The sequence below is a fragment of the Kitasatospora sp. NPDC127035 genome (assembly GCF_042726075.1).
Lineage (GTDB): Bacteria > Actinomycetota > Actinomycetes > Streptomycetales > Streptomycetaceae > Kitasatospora.
In genome coordinates this window covers 1-19,460 of sequence record NZ_JBHXDN010000024.1, presented here as the reverse complement: position 1 = coordinate 19,460, position 19,460 = coordinate 1, and the positions used below count along the sequence as shown (strand labels likewise).

Annotated in this window: 17 protein-coding genes; 8 read left to right on the top strand and 9 right to left on the bottom strand. The window is 72.0% G+C overall.

The features are described from left to right. Positions 1-9: 9 nt before the first annotated feature. From ACFWIC_RS18435 to ACFWIC_RS18410, 6 genes are all read right to left on the bottom strand, one after another. Entirely contained in the window at positions 10-1,947 is a 1,938-nt protein-coding gene (locus ACFWIC_RS18435) for a galactose oxidase-like domain-containing protein (RefSeq protein WP_380519411.1), read from the bottom strand. Between the two features lie 335 nt (positions 1,948-2,282). Then, the gene (locus ACFWIC_RS18430) at positions 2,283-3,518 is read right to left on the bottom strand and encodes an acyltransferase (RefSeq protein WP_380519409.1); all 1,236 of its coding nucleotides are present in this window, start codon (positions 3,516-3,518) and stop codon (positions 2,283-2,285) included. A gap of 159 nt (positions 3,519-3,677) precedes the next feature. Then, positions 3,678-4,871, bottom strand: a complete 1,194-nt coding sequence (locus ACFWIC_RS18425; RefSeq protein ID WP_380519407.1) for an alpha/beta hydrolase — start codon at positions 4,869-4,871, stop codon at positions 3,678-3,680. A gap of 146 nt (positions 4,872-5,017) precedes the next feature. After that, complete coding sequence (locus tag ACFWIC_RS18420) at positions 5,018-5,692, bottom strand: response regulator transcription factor (RefSeq protein WP_329878974.1); 675 nt, start codon at positions 5,690-5,692, stop codon at positions 5,018-5,020. 32 nt (positions 5,693-5,724) lie between these two features. Then, a complete protein-coding gene (locus ACFWIC_RS18415; RefSeq protein WP_329951545.1) occupies positions 5,725-7,053 on the bottom strand; it encodes a sensor histidine kinase in 1,329 nt (442 codons plus the stop codon). A gap of 140 nt (positions 7,054-7,193) precedes the next feature. After that, positions 7,194-7,895: a TetR family transcriptional regulator gene (locus ACFWIC_RS18410; RefSeq protein WP_329878972.1), complete on the bottom strand. Its 702-nt coding sequence runs from the start codon at positions 7,893-7,895 to the stop codon at positions 7,194-7,196. Between the two features lie 217 nt (positions 7,896-8,112). On the opposite strand from ACFWIC_RS18410, the gene ACFWIC_RS18405 reads away from it, so the two are divergent. The 3 genes from ACFWIC_RS18405 to ACFWIC_RS18395 all read left to right on the top strand — a co-directional run bounded on the left by ACFWIC_RS18405 (position 8,113) and on the right by ACFWIC_RS18395 (position 10,522). Further along, positions 8,113-9,714: an MFS transporter gene (locus ACFWIC_RS18405; protein WP_329951546.1), complete on the top strand. Its 1,602-nt coding sequence runs from the start codon at positions 8,113-8,115 to the stop codon at positions 9,712-9,714. A 119-nt stretch (positions 9,715-9,833) separates the two neighbouring features. Then, entirely contained in the window at positions 9,834-10,082 is a 249-nt protein-coding gene (locus tag ACFWIC_RS18400; RefSeq protein ID WP_329878970.1) for a hypothetical protein, read from the top strand. Continuing rightward, entirely contained in the window at positions 10,064-10,522 is a 459-nt protein-coding gene (locus ACFWIC_RS18395) for a DNA-binding protein (protein WP_329951547.1), read from the top strand. The genes ACFWIC_RS18400 and ACFWIC_RS18395 overlap by 19 nt, the downstream gene beginning before the upstream one ends. A 68-nt stretch (positions 10,523-10,590) precedes the next feature. On the opposite strand, the gene ACFWIC_RS18390 is transcribed toward ACFWIC_RS18395, so the two are convergent. From ACFWIC_RS18390 to aceE, 3 genes are all read right to left on the bottom strand, one after another. Then, positions 10,591-11,346, bottom strand: coding sequence for a hypothetical protein (locus tag ACFWIC_RS18390; RefSeq protein WP_380519404.1), 756 nt, complete (start codon positions 11,344-11,346; stop codon positions 10,591-10,593). A gap of 82 nt (positions 11,347-11,428) precedes the next feature. Beyond that, positions 11,429-11,869: a nitroreductase family deazaflavin-dependent oxidoreductase gene (locus tag ACFWIC_RS18385; protein ID WP_329878967.1), complete on the bottom strand. Its 441-nt coding sequence runs from the start codon at positions 11,867-11,869 to the stop codon at positions 11,429-11,431. A 155-nt stretch (positions 11,870-12,024) separates the two neighbouring features. Next, positions 12,025-14,775 carry a pyruvate dehydrogenase (acetyl-transferring), homodimeric type gene (aceE, locus tag ACFWIC_RS18380; RefSeq protein WP_329878966.1) on the bottom strand — a complete coding sequence of 917 codons (2,751 nt, stop codon included), beginning with the start codon at positions 14,773-14,775 and terminating at the stop codon, positions 12,025-12,027. Positions 14,776-15,291: 516 nt separating this feature from the next. On the opposite strand from aceE, the gene ACFWIC_RS18375 reads away from it, so the two are divergent. The 5 genes from ACFWIC_RS18375 to ACFWIC_RS18355 all read left to right on the top strand — a co-directional run bounded on the left by ACFWIC_RS18375 (position 15,292) and on the right by ACFWIC_RS18355 (position 19,405). Continuing rightward, positions 15,292-15,729: a DUF3052 domain-containing protein gene (locus tag ACFWIC_RS18375; RefSeq protein ID WP_329878965.1), complete on the top strand. Its 438-nt coding sequence runs from the start codon at positions 15,292-15,294 to the stop codon at positions 15,727-15,729. Between the two features lie 231 nt (positions 15,730-15,960). Beyond that, on the top strand, positions 15,961-16,419 hold the full coding sequence (locus tag ACFWIC_RS18370; RefSeq protein ID WP_355402872.1) for a peroxiredoxin: 459 nt from the start codon (positions 15,961-15,963) through the stop codon (positions 16,417-16,419). A gap of 325 nt (positions 16,420-16,744) precedes the next feature. Beyond that, entirely contained in the window at positions 16,745-17,320 is a 576-nt protein-coding gene (locus ACFWIC_RS18365) for a TerD family protein (RefSeq protein ID WP_329878963.1), read from the top strand. A 299-nt stretch (positions 17,321-17,619) separates the two neighbouring features. Continuing rightward, positions 17,620-18,195, top strand: a complete 576-nt coding sequence (locus ACFWIC_RS18360; RefSeq protein ID WP_329878962.1) for a TerD family protein — start codon at positions 17,620-17,622, stop codon at positions 18,193-18,195. Positions 18,196-18,283: 88 nt separating this feature from the next. Further along, the gene (locus ACFWIC_RS18355; protein WP_329878961.1) at positions 18,284-19,405 is read left to right on the top strand and encodes a DUF475 domain-containing protein; all 1,122 of its coding nucleotides are present in this window, start codon (positions 18,284-18,286) and stop codon (positions 19,403-19,405) included. Positions 19,406-19,460: the final 55 nt, after the last annotated feature.

The window sequence follows — 19,460 nt, the reverse complement described above, 5'->3', positions numbered from 1 at the left end:
GTCGTCGGGTCAGGCCGAGGAGCTGAGCTGCACCCACTTGGCGACGGAGGGCACGCCCTGGTCGTTGAGCAGGAAGAGCATGTACCAGCCGGGCGGCGCCGCCTTGGCGTCCGGCGGGGCCTGGAGCTCCAGACGGTTGCCGGCCCGGCTGGTGACCCGCAGTTCGAGGTGGCGCTGGCTGGTGTTGACCGAGTGGGTCGCGGTGGTGGGCGAGAGCAGCACGGCCTTGGAGACGAGTCCGGGCGTGGTGGTGGTGACGAGGAAGTTCTTGTCGTAGCCGACCGCCGTGGTCGGGGCCCGGTCGATCGACGGACGGTTGCCCTGGTGGAGGTAGGCGGGCTCGTAGATCTCGATGCTGCCGTTCATGTTGTCCGTGATGTCCGGGTCGTTGGCGAGCTGCTGGAGCTCGTCGCCGGTCACCATGATGCGGCCGTCCGGGAGCACCACGGCGTTGGAGTGGTAGCCGCGCGGCAGCCGCTGGACCGGGCCGAGCTTCCAGTTGCCCTGGGCGTCGCGCAGCTCCGTCTGCCGGTACTTGAGGTCGGCGTTCGGGTTGTACGGGCCGTTGCCGTAGTCGCGGATGTCGTAGGCGCCGTTGACCGTCAGCAGCGTGCCGTTGGGGAGCAGCAGGGTGTCGTCCTGGGTGCGGCCGAAGGCGCGGGACTTCTCGGCGGTCCAGTTGCCGTTGGAGAAGCGCAGGGTGCTCGGGTTGTCCCGGTCGCCGCCGAGGAACAGCGTGGCCTCCGGGCCGTTGGGGCCGCCGGGGAGGGGGACGGCCGAGCCGTAGCCGCGCTTGCGGCCGTCCGGGCGGGCGAGGAGGTCGCGGCGGGTCTCGTTGACCGGGTCGAAGACCCACTGCTCGTCCGGGTGGCGGCCGAAGGCGTAGACGTTGCCGTCGCGCAGCGAGAACAGGTGCGGGTAGTCCAGGCTGAACGGGGCGTCGGCCTTGAAGCGGTCGACCGGGGTGTTCCTCGGGGTGTCGGTCTTGAGGGAGGGCACCGGGTAGGACTTGGCCGGGAACCGCTCGACCACCGGTGTCGGGGTGCCCCAGCCCAGCTCGGACTGGCCGGACATGATCAGCTGCCGGCCGTCCGCGCCGGTGACCACCGACGGGTACCAGCGGCCGACCGACATGTCGGGGTTGCGGGTCCAGGTCTCGGTCCAGGGGTCGAAGATCAGCGACAGCTTGGCGCCGGTGCCGCCGTTCCCGCCGAGGTTGCCGCCGAAGACGCCGAGCATGCCGTTGGGGAGGAAGGAGTGGCCGGCGCAGAAGAACGGCGCCGGGCGCAGCTCGCCGAGGCCGTCCGGCATGTCGATCACCGGCGGGGTGACCTTGGTGAACGAATCGGCGCCGGAGCCCTTGGCCGGGTCCCAGAGGTAGGCGCGCCCGGCGTTCTCCTTGCCGATGGTCTGGGTGGGGGCGGGTTCCTTCTCCGGGTTGGTCTCGATCCGTTCGAAGGAGAACAGCAGCACCTTGCCGGTCGGCAGCATGGCGATGTGGGCGGCGAAGTCGGGGGACGGGAAGTACGCCTTGAACGCGCCGAAGACGGCCGGGTCGAAGGCGGCGTTGAGGGTTGCCTGGGAGTCCGTCAGGGCCTTGAGCCGGTTGGTGCGGGTGGTCTGCGGGTACTCGCCGACGCCGCGCATGGCCGCCCGCGCACCGGCGTGCTCCTCGGCGTGCTCCTGGCCGAGCGCGGCGACCTCGTCGTCCCGCAGTTCGGCCTGCACGCGGGGGTCGGTGATGCGCGGGGCGGTACCGGCCGGGGCGTCGGCGCCGGCCGGGTCGTGGTGGCCGGAGCCGTGGGTGCCGACCAGGGCGGCGGCCGGGCCGGCGGCGGTCAGGACGGTGCCGGTGGTCAGCGCGCAGACCACGGCGGTGGCGACGACGGCGGAGTGCCGCCGGCGGGTCCGCGGCCGGCCGGTGGGCCGCGGCAGGGACAGGGACATGGAACTCCTCGAAAACGTGGGAGGTAAGGAGTGAGGGGGACATCGGGGCATCGGGGGCGAACGGCGCGGGGGGACGGCCGTGGCGGTCGCGGGCGCACGAATGGTCGCCGACCGTCACAGAACATCACAGTGCGTGGTGGTTCGCATGCGGATGCACTGCGTTCGGCGTGTGCGTGTCGCAAGTGGGTGACGGCGCGTCGGCTGCGGGCGGAGCGGGCCGGTGCGGGGCGGCACCGGACGGCGTGGAACGACCGGTCCGGCGCGGTGGCGGGCACACGAGCGGGGCGTGGACCGCACCGGCCCACGCCCCGCCCTCGCTCCGACCGCCGGGGCGTTCAGACCACGCCCAGCGCGTACGCGGCGAAGAACGCCGCCCCTGCTCCGGCCACCGCCTTGACGGGCCGGGAGAAGGCCGTCCACGGTCCGTCGAACCGCCGGGTGAACCACCCGATCCCGATCAACGCGGCCCCGAACAGCGGCAGCAGCGCCAGCCTGACGGCCACCCAGCCGAGCGAGTCCGGCGCCACGGTCAGCCCCGGCACCTCGCCCAGGACGGCCGCGCCGGGCACCGCGACGGCCAGCATGGCGCTCTGGTGCCAGCAGAAGATCGTCATCGCCGACAGGTTGACCGCCACCACCGGCAGCCAGAGCAGCGGACGCCGGGTCAGCAGCCGGCCGAGCCGCTCGCGCAGCAGCACCGCGGCGCCGCACTGCACCGAGGCCAGCGCCAGCACCAGCAGGGACGGCGGGTGGGAGTTGGTCCGCTCGGCGCCCGGCACCCCGACCATGCTGGCCGGGTAGTGCCAGAACAGCAGCAGCGCGGCGAACAGCGCGCCGCCGCCGAGCAGCAGCAGGCGGCCGGCCGGACGGCTCAGCCGGCCGCGCGCCCAGAGCACGCCGAGCTGGTAGCCGAAGAGCCAGCCCGGCAGGATGTTCAGCAGCCCGACCCAGGACGGCACCGCCTCGGCCCACGGCCCGTACCGGAGCACGTCGACCACGGCGACGGCGGCCAGGAGGACGCCCGCCGACCAGCCGCCCAGCCGCCGGGCGGCGGCCACGCAGAGCGGGGTGAGCGCGGTCAGGCCCAGGTAGACGCCGATGTACCAGAGGGGCTGCACCACCAGCGTCGACCCGGTCCGGACGGTGTCGGCGGGGACGCCGAGGTGCCGCAGCACCGGGATCAGCAGCGCCCAGACGGCCGTCACCCCGAGCACCGGGCGGAGCAGCCGGACGGCCCGGCCGCGCAGCCAGCGGGCGTTGCCCACGCCCTTGGCGCGGGCCCGCTCCAGCGAGTGCACCGCGGAGTGGCCGCCGACCAGGAAGAACACGCCGAGCATCTGGAGCATCCAGCTGGCCGGTGCGAAGAACCCGAGCGCGGGGGAGGAGAGCGGGCTGGCGTTGTGCAGCGCGCCGTCGGAGGAGAGGGTGAAGCCGCCGAGCAGCCAGTGGCCGACCGGTACGGCGAGCAGGGCGAGGGCGCGCAGGCCGTCGAGGGCCCGGTCGCGGGTCTCGGGGGTGCGGGTGTCCACCTGGTGGGCGGCCCGGCGCAGGGCGGTGAGCGGGCTGGGCATGACGGGGTCTCCGTTCGCGGGTGTGGCGAAGGGGCGGGGTGGCGGCGGGGCGGCCCGGGTGCGGGCGGCGGCCGTGCGGTTGCACGTGCGGGCGGCGGCCGGGGTCGGCGGCCGGTGCGGCCGGCCGGGTGCGGTCGGCCCGGGTGCGGTCGGCCCGGGTCAGCGGCCGAGTGCGACGGCGGTGAAGGCGGCCAGCGAGGCGGTGCCCGGCGCGAAGTAGCCGGTGTGGCCGTGTGCGCCGGTGGCCGGCAGCGGGCGGGCGCCGAATTCCGGCCCGGTCGGATCGGCGCCGTGACCGAGACCGAGGAACCGGACGTAGGGCACGTGGCCGATCCAGTCCGAGTCGTTCCGCTCGACCGCCCAGAGCGGCACCCGCGGGTCGAGGTCGGCGGCCGAGTCGACCCCCAGGCCCGGCGAGGCGAGGACCACCACCCCCGAGGCCTGTTCCGGGCCCGGCCGGGCCAGCCCGCAGACCACCGAGCCGTAGCTGTGGCAGAACACCGTGGCCGGCGCGTCCGGGCGGGTGGTGACGGCGAGTCCGTCGAGCAGCCGGCCCAGCCGCCCGGCGCCGGCCTCGGCCAGCGTCTCGGTGGCGGCGTCCGGGCCCACCCCGACCGGAGTGGTGTAGCCGGCCCAGGCGATCACGGCCGTACCCCCGCCGGTCGCCCCGTGCAGCGCGCGGGCCATGCCGGCCGGGGTTCCGTACGGGTCACCGGCGCGGTCGAAGGTGCGCAGGTCGATGTCGGAGCCGGGGACGACGACCGCCGTCCGGCGGGCGGTGGCCAGGTCGCCGTACACCTCGGCGATCTGGCCCCGGCCGCGCGGGTCGAAGGCGAGGAACCGGCGGCCGCCGTCCCGCACCCCGTCGAGCAGCGTGCGGTACCGCGCGGCGCGCTCCCGGGCGGCGGTGTGGTCCTGCGGGGTGAGCGACGGGTCGGTGGCGCGGGCCAGTTCACGCCCGAGTTCCTCGGCGAGCGCCGCCTCGTTGGCCCGGTAGCGGAGCCGGACCGGCGCGCCGTCCAGGTTGCCGACCACCAGCGGGTGGCGGACGGCCAGCGACTCCCGGGCCGCGGCCGGCAGCCGGTCGAAGAAGGCGGCCACCTCGGCCGGGGCGGCGGTGGCCGGGTCGGGCAGCCGGAGCCCGAGCGTGGTGTCCGCGACCCAGGCGGCGGTGCCGGGCGGGGGGCCGGTCACGGCCTGCTGGCCGTCGGCGGCGGCCCAGCCGCCCGCGCCGAGGACGGCGGCCAGTGCCAGCCCGGCGGCGGCGACCGTCCGCCGGATCCGCCGGGGCCTCCGCTCGGCGCGCTGCCGGGTACGCCCCTGGCCGGGCTGCTGGCTTGGCTGCTGCCGCATGTCCGTTCTCTCCCTCGTCCGTTCGACGTCGACGGGGAGGACGGTAGGAATGCGACGGCCCTGCGGACGTCACTCCGCAGGGCCAACTCCCGGGTGCTACCCGGGTATCACTGAGGTTTTCCCCACCACGGGGGCGGGGGCGGACCCTACTGGCCGGGCGTCACCAGGCCGGACTCGTAGGCGAGGACGACCGCCTGGGCGCGGTCGCGCAGGTCGAGCTTGGCCAGGATGCGGCCGATGTGGGTCTTGACGGTCTGTTCGGCGAGCACCAGCCGGGCGGCGATCTCCTGGTTGGAGAGGCCGCGGGCGATCAGCTCCAGTACCTCGGTCTCACGCGGGGTCAGTCCGTTGAGCCGCAGCTTCGGGTCGCGGCGCTTGGCCGGCCTGGTCCGGGCGAAGTCCTCGATCAGCCGCCGGGTCACCGAGGGGGCGAGCAGTGCCTCGCCGGCCGCGACCACCCGGACGGCCGCGATCAGGTCGGCCGGGGGCGCGTCCTTCAGCAGGAAGCCGCTCGCCCCGGCCCGCAGCGCCTCGTAGACGTAGTCGTCGACGTCGAAGGTGGTGAGCATCAGGACCTTCGGGCGGTGCGCGCCGGGCACGGCCGGGGCGAGCAGCCGGCGGGCCGCCTCCAGCCCGTCCATCACGGGCATCCGGACGTCCATCAGCACCACGTCGGGATGGGTCCGGCCGGTCACCTCCAGGGCCTGCGCGCCGTCCGCCGCGTCGCCCACCACGTCGATGTCGCTCTGGGCGTTGAGCAGGGCGGCGAAACCCGCCCGCACCATCGCCTGGTCGTCGACGATGATCACGCGGATGGTCATGCGGTGCTCTTCCGGTCGTCGTGCAGCCGGTCCTACGGCTGGGCCGGCGCAGTGCCGGCGGACCGAGTATCCGTCAGGCCGTCGAGCGGCAGGACGGCGGCCACCTTGAAGCCGCCGTCCGGCAGCGGCCCGGTGTCCAGCCGGCCGTCCAGCAGCCGGACCCGCTCGCGCATCCCGACCAGTCCCTGGCCGGTGCCCTCGACCGAGGCCTCCAGCGACTCCGCCCGCTCGGGCGGGGCCGCGTTCACCACCGTGACCAGCAGGGACGCGTCCGTGGCGGTCAGCGAGACCCAGGCGCCGGCGCCCGGGGCGTGCCGGACCACGTTGGCCAGTGCCTCCTGGACGATCCGGTAGACGGAGAGGTCGACGGCGGGCGGCAGCGCGTCGGCCAGTTCCGGGTCGACCGTCAGCTCGGCCGCCACCCCCGCCCGGCGGACCGTCTCGACCAGCTGGACGAGCTGACCGACACCCGGCTGCGGCGCCCTCTCGGCGCCCGAATCCTCGCTGCGCAGCACGCCGAGCAGCCGTCGCATCTCCGCCAGCGACTCGCGCGCGGTGCCGGCGATCGCGGTGAACTCCTCGGCGGCGTCGGCCGGTACGCCGGGTATCCGGTACGGCGCGCTGGCCGCCTGCACGGCGATCACCGACATGTGGTGGGCGACCACGTCGTGCAGCTCCCGGGCGATCCGGGCGCGCTCCTCCAGCAGGGTCCGCCGTTCGCGTTCGGCCTCGCTGATGTGCTCCTGCACGACGAGCAGCCGCCGGGCCTCGGCCCGGTCCCGGACCGACCAGCCGAGCAGCAGGACGGCGCCGCTGAGCGCGACCAGGAGCACGGTGGTGCCGTCGCCGCCGCGCGGCAGGCCGAGGGTGAGGGTGAGGCCGGTGAGCAGCACGGTGGCGACCCAGACCGAGACCAGGGTGGCCCGGCTCTCCCGCAGGGCGAGCGCGATCAGCAGGAAGAGGTAGGCCAGGATCATCGGCGCCGTCCACGGCCAGGTGCCGCCGGTGTGGTCGTGGCGCGCGGTGACGGCGGCGGTGGCGACGAGGGCGCCCGCGCTGATCCACCAGGCGGGCAGCGGCCGGGCGACCGCCAGCACCAGCGGGGCGGTCTGGGCGACGGTGAGTGCGGCGGCGACGGGCAGGACCAGGTCGTAGGAGCCGGTCAGGACGGTGATGCCGGTGGGGATCAGCGAGGTCTGGAGGAGGAGGGCGACCACGTACGGCAGCCGTCGCACCCAGGCGCGCGGGGAGTCCCCGAGCAGGGGGGTGTGCCCGCCGGTGGGCGTGCTGAGGTTGTGCCGGAGCGTTCCGAGCAGGCGGAGGGCGTGGGCCCGGGCGGAGGCCTTGCTGAGCGTCTTCATCGCGGGCCAGCCTAGGAGTCGCGCCACCCGCCCGTCGTCGGACCGTGGGCAGACCTTTCGGGCCCTGCCGGGGCCGGGAGTAGTACCCCGGTATGACCAGGTGCGACCCCGGTGCGACCCGGTGCGGCCGGGGCCGGTCCTCAGTGCCGCCAGTCGCCGGCCAGGGCGGGGCCGAGCTGGTCGAAGTGGCGGCCGATCAGGGCGATCATGCCCTCCGGGCCGTCCACCTCCTGGTCGGCGGTCCAGGACAGGTGGGCGGCGCGCAGCACGCTGCCGAAGACGGCGGCCATCACGGCGGGCCGCAGGTCCTCGGCGGGGTCGAGGTTCTCGCGCTCGGCGATCACCCGGGTGACCACCCGTTCCTGGTCGGTGACCCGGCGCAGGTGCGCGGCGAGCAGGGTGGGGGTGTCCTCGATCATCCGGATCAGCTCCAGCGCGCTGGTCACCGAACCGGGTCCGGTGCGGTCCGGGGAGCCGAGCTCGCGCCAGGACTCGACGATCGCGGCGCGCAGTGCCTGCAGCGGGTTCTCGTCGGCGGGGCGGTTCCGGAGCCGGTCGATGAAGTAGTCCTCGGCGTCGGCGAGGACGGCGAGGGCGACCTCGTCCTTGTTGGCGAAGTACCGGAAGAAGGTGCGCTGCGAGACGTCGACGGCGGCGGCGATCTCGTCGACGGTGGTCCGGGCGAAGCCCTGGCTGAGGAAGAGCTGGTGGGCCGCCTCGATCAGCGCGTCCCGGGTGCGGCGTTTCTTGCGCTCGCGCAGTCCCGGGCCGGGCTCCGGCTCCGGGTCGCCGGGAGCCCGGCCGGCCGGGGCGGTGGCGGGGAGTGCGGGCTGAGCGGCCATGGCGGGGTGTCCTCCGGACGGTGACGCGGCTGGGGTGTAAAGCCCAACTCTATCGGTCTGACAAATGTCAGCCGGAGCCAGAAGTCAGTGTTTGCCGAATGTCAGTCGCTGACATAATCTGCCGGAGTGGCGTCCGTCGGGCCGGGCACTCGTGGGGACGGGTTGGGCCGGGGCGCCACGCCCACGTCCGCCCCCAGCCAGCCCACGGAGGGCCCAGATGAGCCAGTCCGCCGTCAAGAGCACGAAGGCCGACGCGCGGCCGCCCGTGCCGTCCGCCGGGAAGGGCCTCCAGGGGCACCCCTGGCTGACCCTGCTCACCGTCGCCGTCGGCGTGATGATGGTCGCCCTGGACGGCACCATCGTGGCGATCGCCAACCCGGTGATCCAGGCCGACCTCAAGGCCGCCCCCTCCGAGATCCAGTGGGTCACCAGCGGTTACCTGCTCGCCCTCGCGGTCTTCCTGATCACCGCCGGCAAGATCGGTGACCGGTTCGGCCACAAGAACACCTTCCTGGTCGGCGCGGTCGGCTTCGCCGCCACCTCGGCGGCGATCGGATTCGCCGGGAACATCCAGACGGTGATCGCGTTCCGCGTCCTCCAGGGCCTGTTCGGCGCGCTGCTCCAGCCCGCCGCGCTCGGCCTGCTGCGCGGGGCCTTCCCGGCCGAGAAGCTCAACATGGCCATCGGCATCTGGGGCGGGGTGATCGGCGCCTCCACCGCGGCCGGCCCGATCGTCGGCGGCCTGCTGGTCGAGCACGTCAACTGGGAGTCGGTGTTCTTCATCAACATCCCGGTCGGCCTGATCGCGCTGGCCCTCGGCCTGTGGATCCTCAAGGACGTCCGCGCCGAGAACGCCGCCAAGTCCTTCGACGTCCCCGGCATCGTGCTGCTCTCGGTGGCGATGTTCGCGCTGGTCTTCGGCATCATCAAGGCCCCCGAGTGGGGCTGGGGCGACCTCTCCACCGTGCTCTTCCTGGGTGGCGCCGTCGTGCTGATGACGCTGTTCGCGCTCTGGCAGCGGGTGGCCCGGGAGCCGCTGATCCCGCTCAGCCTGTTCCGCTCGCTGCCGCTGTCGGCCGGCACCCTGCTGATGGTGCTGATGGCCTTCGCGTTCTTCGGCGCGATCTTCTTCGTCACCTTCTACCTGCAGAACGTGCACGGCATGTCGCCCGTCGAGGCCGGCGTCCACCTGCTGCCGATGACCGGCATGATGATCATCGGTTCGCCGGTGGCCGGCGTGGCGATCGGCAAGCTCGGACCGCGCATCCCGATCGTGGCCGGCATGCTGATCACCACCACCGCGATGATCGGCATGTCCACCCTGGACGCGGGCTCCGGCAACGGTGCGATGGCGCTCTGGTTCGTCCTGATGGGCCTGGGCATCAGTCCGGTCATGGTGGGCGCCACCGAGGTCATCGTCGGCAACGCCCCGATGGAGCTCTCCGGCGTGGCCGGCGGTCTCCAGCAGTCCGCGATGCAGGTCGGCGGAAGTCTCGGCACCGCGGTGCTGGGCGCGCTGATGGCCGCCAAGGTCACCGACGTGCTGCCGGGCAACTGGGCGAAGGCGGGGCTGCCCCCGGTCGACCCCGCCCAGTCCGAGGGCCTCAACCAGGCCGCCCAGCTCGGCATCGCCCCGCCCGCTCCGGCCGGCACCCCCCAGCAGGCGGTCGACGCGATGGCCGGCGCCGTCCACGACTCGTTCGTCAGCGGCATGTCGCTCGCCTTCGCGGTCGCGGCCGTGGTCGCCTTCGCCGCCGCGCTCCTGGGCCTCCTGACCCGCCGCGGCTCCACCGACGCCGGCCCCGCCGTGCACATCTGACCCACCCCCGCACGCCCGAGCGACCCCGGACTCCGTCGAGCCCGGGGTCGCTTACGTGTACTACATGCGGTCACATGAACACTTTGAGTTATTGACACGCGCGGTGTTACCCTTCGCCCATGGTTGCTGAACTGACTCCGGAAACGCCCCTCGCCGTCAGACGGTCGATCTCGCTCCCGGCCGATCTCGCCGCCGAGGTGGAACAGCGCACGGACAGGAACGGGTTCTCCGCAGTGGTGGCGGAGGCTCTTGAACACTGGGTGGCGATGGCCAAGTTGCGTGAGGTCGTGGAGGACAACGAGGCCCACGGCCACATCACCGACGCCGACCGGCAATGGGCGGAGGAAGCATGGGCCGCCAGCGCCTGACCAGGGCCAAGGCCTCCCCGCGCCGTTGCGGGACGGTAGTGCTCGACGCCCAGGCGCTTTCGCTGGACGCCGAGCGCGACAGTCGCGTGGCCGCGCTGATCGGCGCGGCCGAGCGGGACTCGGCCCCGGTGGTCGTCAGTGCCGTCACGCCACTGGAGGTTCGCCGAACCGGGCGCGTGGGTGACCGGCTGAGGTTCCTCCTGGCCCGGTACACGATCGCCCCGGTGTCGGAGCGGGTGATCGAGGCGGCCGGTGAACTGCTCGACACCTCCGGGCTGGACGGGCACGAGTGCCTGGTCGACGCGCTCGTGGTGGCCACCGCCGCGCTGTCCGAGCCTCCGGTGCGGCTGGTCACCTCGGACGCCTCGCACATCCCCAAGCTGTGCCAGGCGGCCGGCCAGGTGGACGGACTCGACGAGCCGCGTGTGATCACCGTCTGACGTCGTCCTTCGACGAGCGGCCCCGGACTCCGTCGAGTCCGGGGCCGCTCGGGTGTCCGGGGCGGGGGTCAGGAGGGCGGTTCGGCCTCGGCCCGGCGCCAGGCCTCCTCGGCCTTCGCCCAGACCTCCTCCTGGGCGCGCCAGTACTCCTCCTCGGCCTGGCCCTCGGGCACCTGCGCGATGCCGGGGGCGAGTGACGGCGGGGTGGGCGCCAGGTGATGGCCGCCGCCCCCGGGGGCCGGTGCGGGCGGGGGGAGGACGGCCGCGGGCGGGGGAACCCCGGGGGAGGACTCGACGGTGAACGCCTCCTCCGGACCGGAGGCCCCGGTGCCGGGCTCCGTGGCCGGGGCCTCCGGAGGCGGCGGGGGTGCCGGAGGGGCGGTCGGTGCCGCGGGGACCCGCGGCACCTGCGGGGCCGGAGCGGTTGGCGAGGTGTTCGGGAGGGCGGCGGGCGGCGTCGCGGTCGCTGCGGCGGCCGGCGCGCCGGCGAGGCCCGCGCTCAGCGGGCGGGTGGGCGCGGCGGTCGAGGCGGACTTGCCGGCCCCGTCGGACCCGGGCGGCTCCGGCGCTTGTTCCACCGGGCCCACCGGGAGCACCGGGCCCGCCGGATCCTGCGGCAGGGGCACGGACCCGGGGCCGGGCGCGGGCGCCGGCGAAGGCACGGGCACGGGCAGCAGACCGGTCGGCGGCCGGTCCGGGGCGGGCAGGGCCACCGACGGCCGCCCGAGTTCGTCCGGGGTCGGTAAGAGCTGCCAGACCAGGCCCCCCGCCGTCAGCCCGACCAGGACCGCGAGGGTGAAGGCCCCCGTCCTCGGTGTGCGCACGGAACCGGCCCCCTCCCCTTGCCTCCCGCGGTCCCACCTTAAGCGGGACTCTCGGGAAGGTTAAGAGGGAGCCGGGCCGGACTCAGGCGGCGGGGCGGAGCTCCACCAGGGGGACGGTACGGCTGGTGCGGGCCCGGAAGTCGGCGAAGAGCGGTTCGACGGAGATCTGCCGGGCCCAGAGGTCCTCGTGATCGTCCGGATCGACCGGGACGGCGTGCGCCGCGAAGCGGTCGGCGCCGAGTTCGACCGTGACCTCGGGGGCGGCCGCGAGGTTGCGGTACCAGAGCGGGTCGGCGGGGGCGCCGCCGTTCAGGGCGAAGACGACCACCCGCCCGCCGTCGCGCAGGTAGACCAGCGGGGTGGTGCGCGGCTCACCGCTCTGCCGGCCGCGCGTGGTGAGCAGCAGCAGGTTCTTGCCGGCGAAGTCGCCGCCGACCGTACCCGCCGAAGTGCGGAACTCGTCGATCACCTGGCGGTTGTAGTCGTTGCCGCCGGCGGCGGGCTCGGGGTGGACGGCGTTCATCGGAGACCCTCCTGGACTGGTCCGGTTCGTCGTGACGAGCCTAGGAGCTGACACCGGTGTGAGGTTCAAGCGGATGTGACCGGCATCACGCGGAAAGCGCGAAGGGCCGGCCCTCCCCGGGCGGGGAGGGCCGGCCCTCAGGACCGGTCAGGCACTCAGGCCTCGCCGCCGGCGGCGCCCGGGTCCGCCGCCGCCACGTCCAGCAGCTGGTAGCGGTCGATCGCGTCCTTCAGCGCGCTGCGGTCGACCTTGCCCTGCTTGGCGAGCTCGGTGAGCACGCTCAGCACGACCGACTGCGCGTCGATGTGGAAGAAGCGACGGGCCGCGCCACGGGTGTCGGCGAAGCCGAAGCCGTCGGCGCCCAGCGACTGGTACTGGCCCGGAACCCAGCGGGCGATCTGGTCCGGCACCGCGCGCATCCAGTCGGACACGGCGACGAACGGGCCCTCGGCGCCCTGGAGCTTCTGGGTCACGTACGGGACGCGCTGCTGCTCCTCGGGGTGCAGCAGGTTGAACTCCTCGGCCTCCACCGCGTCGCGGCGCAGCTCGTTCCAGGAGGTCGCGGACCAGACGTCGGCCTTGACGTTCCACTCCTCGGCGAGGATGCGCTGGGCCTCCAGGGCCCACGGCACGGCCACGCCGGAGGCGAGGATCTGGGCCGGGATCTGGCCGGCGGTGCCGGGCGCGTACCGGTGCAGACCCTTGAGGATGCCGTCGACGTCGACGTTCTCCGGCTCGGCCGGCATCTTGATCGGCTCGTTGTAGACGGTCATGTAGTAGAACACGTCCTCGCCGTTCGGGTGTTCGGCGCTGGAGCCGTACATCCGACGAAGACCGTCCTGGACGATGTGCGCGATCTCGAAGCCGTACGCCGGGTCGTACGCGACGACGCCGGGGTTGGTCGAGGCCAGCAGGTGCGAGTGACCGTCGGCGTGCTGCAGACCCTCACCGGTCAGGGTGGTGCGGCCGGCGGTGGCGCCGATCACGAAGCCGCGGGCCAGCTGGTCGGCCATCTGCCAGAACTGGTCGCCGGTGCGCTGGAACCCGAACATCGAGTAGAAGACGTACACCGGGATCAGCGGCTCGCCGTGGGTGGCGTAGGCCGAACCCGCGGCGATCAGCGAGGCGGTGCAGCCGGCCTCGGAGATGCCGTCGTGCAGCATCTGCCCGGTCGGCGACTCCTTGTACGCGAGCAGCAGGTCGCGGTCGACCGACTCGTAGGTCTGGCCCAGCGGGTTGTAGATCTTCGCCGACGGGAACAGCGAGTCCATGCCGAAGGTGCGGTACTCGTCGGGCGCGATCGGCACGAAGCGGTTGCCGATGCCCTTGTCCCGCATGAGGTCCTTGAGCACCCGGACGAACGCCATGGTGGTGGCGATGGTCTGGTTGCCCGAGCCCTTCTTGACCGCCTTGTACGCGTCGTCGCCCGGCAGCTCCAGCTTGCGCGGCCGCACCTTGCGGGTCGGCACGTAGCCGCCCAGCTCCTGGCGGCGGTCGTGCATGTACTGGATCTCTTCGGAGTCGCGGCCCGGGTGGTAGTAGGGCGGGTAGCCCTCTTCGAGCTGCTTGTCGGTGATCGGCAGGTGCAGCCGGTCGCGGAAGCGCTTCAGGTCCTCGACCGTCAGCTTCTTCATCTGGTGGGTGGCGTTGCGGCCCTCGAAGTTGGGGCCCAGCGTCCAGCCCTTGACGGTCTGGGCGAGGATGACCGTCGGCTGGCCCTTGTGCTCGCGGGCCGCCTTGAACGCCGCGTAGATCTTGCGGTGGTCGTGGCCGCCACGGCCCAGGTGCTGGATCTGCTGGTCGGTCATCGACTCGACCATCTTGCGCAGCCGCAGGTCGCCGCCGAAGAAGCTGTCGCGGATGTACGCGCCGGACTCGGTCGCGTAGGTCTGGAACTGGCCGTCCACCGTGGTGTTCAGCTTGTTGACCAGGACGCCGTCGCGGTCCTGCGCGAGCAGCGGGTCCCAGCTGCGGTCCCAGACGAGCTTGATCACGTTCCAGCCGGCACCGCGGAACTGCGACTCCAGCTCCTGGATGATCTTGCCGTTGCCGCGGACCGGGCCGTCGAGGCGCTGCAGGTTGCAGTTGACCACGAAGGTCAGGTTGTCCAGGCCCTCGCGGGCGGCCAGGGACAGCTGACCGAGCGACTCGGGCTCGTCCATCTCGCCGTCGCCGAGGAAGGCGTAGACCTGCGAGTCGGAGGTGTCCTTGATCCCGCGGTGCTCCAGGTAGCGGTTCATCCGGGCCTGGTAGATCGCGCCGAGCGGGCCGAGGCCCATCGAGACGGTCGGGAACTCCCAGAAGTCCGGCATCAGCCGCGGGTGCGGGTAGCTGGAGAGGCCGTACGGGGCCTTCGACTTCTCCTGGCGGAAGGCGTCGAGCTGCTGCTCGGTGAGCCGGTCCAGCAGGAACGCCCGGGCGTAGATGCCGGGGGAGGCGTGGCCCTGGAAGAAGATCTGGTCGCCCGACTCGCCCTCGGCGTCCTTGCCGCGGAAGAAGTAGTTGAAGCCGACGTCGTAGAGCGACGCGGAGGAGGCGAAGGTGGCGATGTGGCCACCGACGCCGATGCCCGGGCGCTGCGCCCGGGAGACCATCACCGCGGCGTTCCAGCGGGTCGCGTTGAGGATCTTGCGCTCGATCTCCTCGTTACCGGGGAAGAACGGCTCGTCCTTGGTGGCGATGGTGTTGACGTAGTCCGTGCTGCGCATCTCGGGCACGGCGACACGCTTCTCGCGGGCGCGCTCGATCAGCCGCAGCATCAGGTAGCGCGCACGCTCGCGCCCCCGCTCGTCGATGGCCGCATCGAGCGACTCCAGCCATTCCGCGGTCTCCTCGGGATCGAAGTCCGGGACCTGACTCGGAAGGCCGCCAATGATGATCGGGTTGCGATCGGATCCGGAAGCCACGCTGTTCCTTCACTGTCGGTCGAAACTGAGGTGTGTCGCGCCGCCTCCATCGTGCTACCGCGCTCGGAGATCCGTCATCTCTACCGATCGGTAACCGCTCTCCCTGACAGAAGGAGCGGTCTGGAGGTGTGCGGTTCGGACAGCATCGTCCGGGCCGCGCGCCTCCGGGTGTTACGAAAAGAGGTGGTCCGACCTGGTTGCCCGTCCGTCCGATGGCGGACGGCCGGGGTGAGGGCCAACAGGAGACTCTACGCCCGCGCACGCGCGGACCCGAATGCCGTTCGCATCTCGGGCGTGCGTACGGCCTGTGGACCGGGACCACCCGAAGCATCCTTGTCCTACGCAGAGAAGGGCAAATCGGTGTGATTCGCGACACATCGCACGGCGTGTCCCCGTGTGACACGTCAACCTTTGGAGGGGATCGGGGGTCGGGTACTTGCGCGAACCGCCGCTCCCGTGTGGACTACGGCCACAGCCTCGGCATGGATGCCGAGCCGAATACTGGAGGTTATTCCCGTGAGCGCGACCGCGGACCCCGCGGACAAGTCCAACCCGGCAGCTCGTCTTGGCTTCGATGAGGGCCAGATCATCCAGGAGCTGGGGTTCGACGAAGACACTGACCAGGATCTCCGAGAGGGCATCGAGGAGATCACCGGTACGGATCTCGTCGACGAGGACTACGACGACGTCGCCGACGCTGTCCTGCTGTGGCACCGCGACGACGACGGGGACCTCACCGACTCCCTCGTCGACGCCCTGGAATACCTGGCCGAGGGCGGCCTGATCTGGCTGTTGACCCCGAAGACCGGTCGGGACGGCCACATCGAGGCCTCGGACATCGCCGACGCGGCCAAGACCGCAGGCCTTTCCCAGACCAGCTCGATCGCGGTCGCCAAGGACTGGGCGGCGACCCGCCTGGCAACCAAGTCCACGGCCAGGCCGGGCAAGCGCTGAGCACCCCCTGACGGGCCTGACCGGGCCCCGCCGGAGCATCCTCCGGCGGGGCCCGGTCCTTTTGGCGTTCCGACCGGAGGCCCTGACCAGCAGGTTGTTCGCCCAGGGCGAAAGCGGTGGCCCCGGACGGCGCGGCCGTCACCCGTCCGGCCGAACCGGTACCGACGAATGCGAGGATGGCGCTCGTCGCGCCCGCGGGGCGCGGCCCCTTCGCGTCAGAAAGGTCCCACCATGGCCATCGAGATCGGCACCGAGGCTCCGGACTTCGAGCTGAAGAACCAGCACGGCGAGCTGGTCCGGCTCTCCGACTTCCGGGGCGAGAAGAACGTCGTCCTGGTGTTCTACCCGTTCGCCTTCACCGGCGTCTGCACCGGCGAGGTCTGCGCGATCCAGAAGGAGCTGCCGCGCCTGCAGAACGACGAGGTGCAGGTCCTCGGCCTCTCCAACGACTCGCCGTTCAGCCAGCGGATCTTCGCCGACCAGGAGGGCCTGGACTTCCCGCTGCTCTCCGACTTCTGGCCGCACGGCGAGGTCTCGCGCGCCTACGGCGTCTTCGACGAGGAGAAGGGCTGCGCCGTCCGGGGCACCTTCGTGATCGACAAGGCCGGCGTCGTCCGCTGGAGCGTCGTGAACGGCCTGCCGGACGCCCGTGACGAGCAGGAGTACCTGAAGGTCCTCGGCGCGCTCTGAGCCCCTCGGGCGGGGCCGGACGGGGCCACGGTGCGGGTGCGGTGCAGGTGCGGCGCGGTTCGGGGGTGCGGTTCGGGCGGGGCCGGCGCGGTTCCGGTCCGGTTCGGGGCGCGGTTGCGGTCCGCTTCGGGTGCGCTTCGCGTGCGATGCGGACAGGACTCGGATGCGGTTCGGTGGCCATGTCGGACCCGTTCGCTCACGCGGACGGGAACCCGGCACTACGATCGGTCCGTTGGCTGGTCAGAGGCCCGGCGGTGAATCGCCCCGGAGCCTTGAACCGCACCACGGGGGCACCAGGGCGTGCCTCCCGACTCTTGGAGGACAAGTGGGTGTCAGCCTGAGCAAGGGCGGCAATGTCTCGCTCACCAAGGAGGCCCCGGGCCTGACCGCCGTGATCGTCGGCCTTGGCTGGGACGTCCGCACCACCACGGGCACGGATTTCGACCTGGACGCCAGTGCGCTGCTCTGCAACGACCAGGGCAGGGTCGGCCTGGACGGCAACTTCGTCTTCTTCAACAACCTGAAGAGCCCCGACGGCTCCGTCGAGCACACCGGTGACAACCTCACCGGTGAGGGCGAGGGCGACGACGAGCAGATCAAGGTCAACCTGGCCACCGTGCCGGCCGACGTGGAGAAGATCGTCTTCCCGGTCTCGATCTACGACGCCGAGAACCGTACGCAGAACTTCGGCCAGGTCCGCAACGCCTTCATCCGCGTGGTGAACCAGGCGGACAACAAGGAGCTGGCCCGGTACGACCTCTCCGAGGACGCCTCCACCGAGACGGCGATGGTCTTCGGCGAGCTCTACCGCAACGGCGTCGAGTGGAAGTTCCGCGCCATCGGCCAGGGCTACGCCTCCGGCCTGCGCGGGATCGCCCAGGACTTCGGCGTCAACGTCTGAGCCGGGGCGGGGCCGGTGACGGCCCCGACGGGACAGCGCAGGCCGGGGCGGCCGCGGGTGCGAGGGCACCGGCGGCCGCCCCGGCCGTTCGCGTTCGGGGCGCCGTTCCGTGTCCGGAGCCGCGCGCGTTCCGTGTCCGGAGCCGTGCGGACTGCTTCGTGCGCCCCGGCTTCGAACCGGTCCGCCGCACTGGAAGGATGGGAGTTCAGGAAAGTTCAGCCGGCCGGAAGGGGCCGGCCGGGGTCGCGGGGGAATAGACCTGAGATGCGCCCCGGGAGGCAAGGGAGGAACGACAAGTCATGAGTGTCACGCTCGCCAAGGGTGGGAATGTCTCGCTCACGAAGGCCGCGCCGAATCTGACACAGGTGCAGATCGGTCTCGGCTGGGACGCCCGGTCCACGACCGGCGCGCCGTTCGACCTCGACGCGAGCGCGCTGCTCTGCTCGGGCGGTCGGGTGGTCGGTGACGAGTACTTCGTCTTCTACAACAACCTGAAGAGCCCCGAGGGCTCGGTCGAACACACCGGTGACAACCTCACCGGTGACGGCGACGGCGACGACGAGGTCGTGCTGGTCAATCTGGACCTCGTGCCGCCGCAGATCGACAAGGTGGTCTTCCCGGTCTCGATCTACGACGCCGACTCGCGCCTGCAGAACTTCGGCCAGGTGCGCAACGCCTACATCCGGGTGGTCAACTCCCTGGACGGGCAGGAGATCGCCCGCTACGACCTCTCCGAGGACGCGTCCAGCGAGACCGCGATGATCTTCGGTGAGCTGTACCGGTACGCCGGCGAGTGGAAGTTCCGCGCGGTGGGTCAGGGCTACGCCTCGGGCCTGCGGGGCATTGCCCTCGATTTCGGCGTAAACGTACAGTAAAGGCCGCGATCGTCGCGTTCGACGCATTCGCCGTGTCGGACGTACCCGACGTCCTTGACGCCATGAACCCGAAAGGTAACCAAGTCCCGTGTTCCTCCGCACATTCGGCTGGTCATTCGCGATCACCATCGCAGGCCTGATCGCCGCCGGCCTGCTCTGGGGAGCCGAGGGATTCGGCATCGTGCTGATCCTCTCCATCCTGGAGATCTCCCTCTCGTTCGACAACGCGGTGGTCAACGCCACGGTGTTGAAGCGGATGAACCCGTACTGGCAGAAGATCTTCCTCACCATCGGCGTGCTGATCGCCGTCTTCGGTATGCGGCTGATCTTCCCGCTGCTGGTCGTCGGTCTCACCGCGCACCTCAACCCGGCGACGGTCATCGACCTCGCGCTGCACAGTGACAAGACCTACGAGGGCCACACCTACGCCCAGTACCTGGAAATGGCCAACCCGGCCATCGCGGCCTTCGGTGGCGTCTTCCTGCTGATGATCTTCCTCGACTTCATCTTCGAGGAGAAGGACTACAACTGGCTGGCCTGGATCGAGCGTCCGCTGGAGAAGGTCGGCAAGCTGGAGGCCTTCTCCACCGTCGTCGCCCTGGTCACCCTGCTGCTGGCGTCCAACTTCTTCGCCGGGGAGCACGCCGAGACGGTGCTGCTCGCCGGGGTGCTCGGCCTGGTCACCTACCTCTCCGTCAACGGGCTCTCCTCGGTCTTCGAGTCGGGCCTGGAGGAGGAGGTCGAGAAGGAGGAGGCCGCCGAGAAGGGCGGCAAGTCCATCGTCCAGGTGGGCGGCAGGGCCGCGTTCTTCCTCTTCATGTACCTGGAGGTGCTCGACGCGTCGTTCTCCTTCGACGGCGTGGTCGGTGCGTTCGCCATCTCCAGCGACATCTTCCAGATCACCCTGGGCCTCGGTATCGGCGCGATGTACATCCGCTCGCTGACCGTCTTCCTGGTCCGCAAGGGCACCCTGGACGACTACGTCTACCTGGAGCACGGCGCGCACTACGCGATCGGCGCGCTGGCCGTGATCCTGATGGTCGGCATCGAGTACCACATCCCGGAGATCGTCACCGGCCTGATCGGTGTCGCCTTCATCGGCCTCGCCCTGGGGTCGTCCATCCTGCGCAACCGCCGCGAGTCCGCCGGAGGCGGGAGCGACGGGGGCGGGAGTGACGGAGAACGGGAACTCGTGAGTACGGGCAAGTAGCCCGCGAAACGCCGGAACGGCCGCCCCCCTGGAGTGGGGGGCGGCCGTTCCGGCG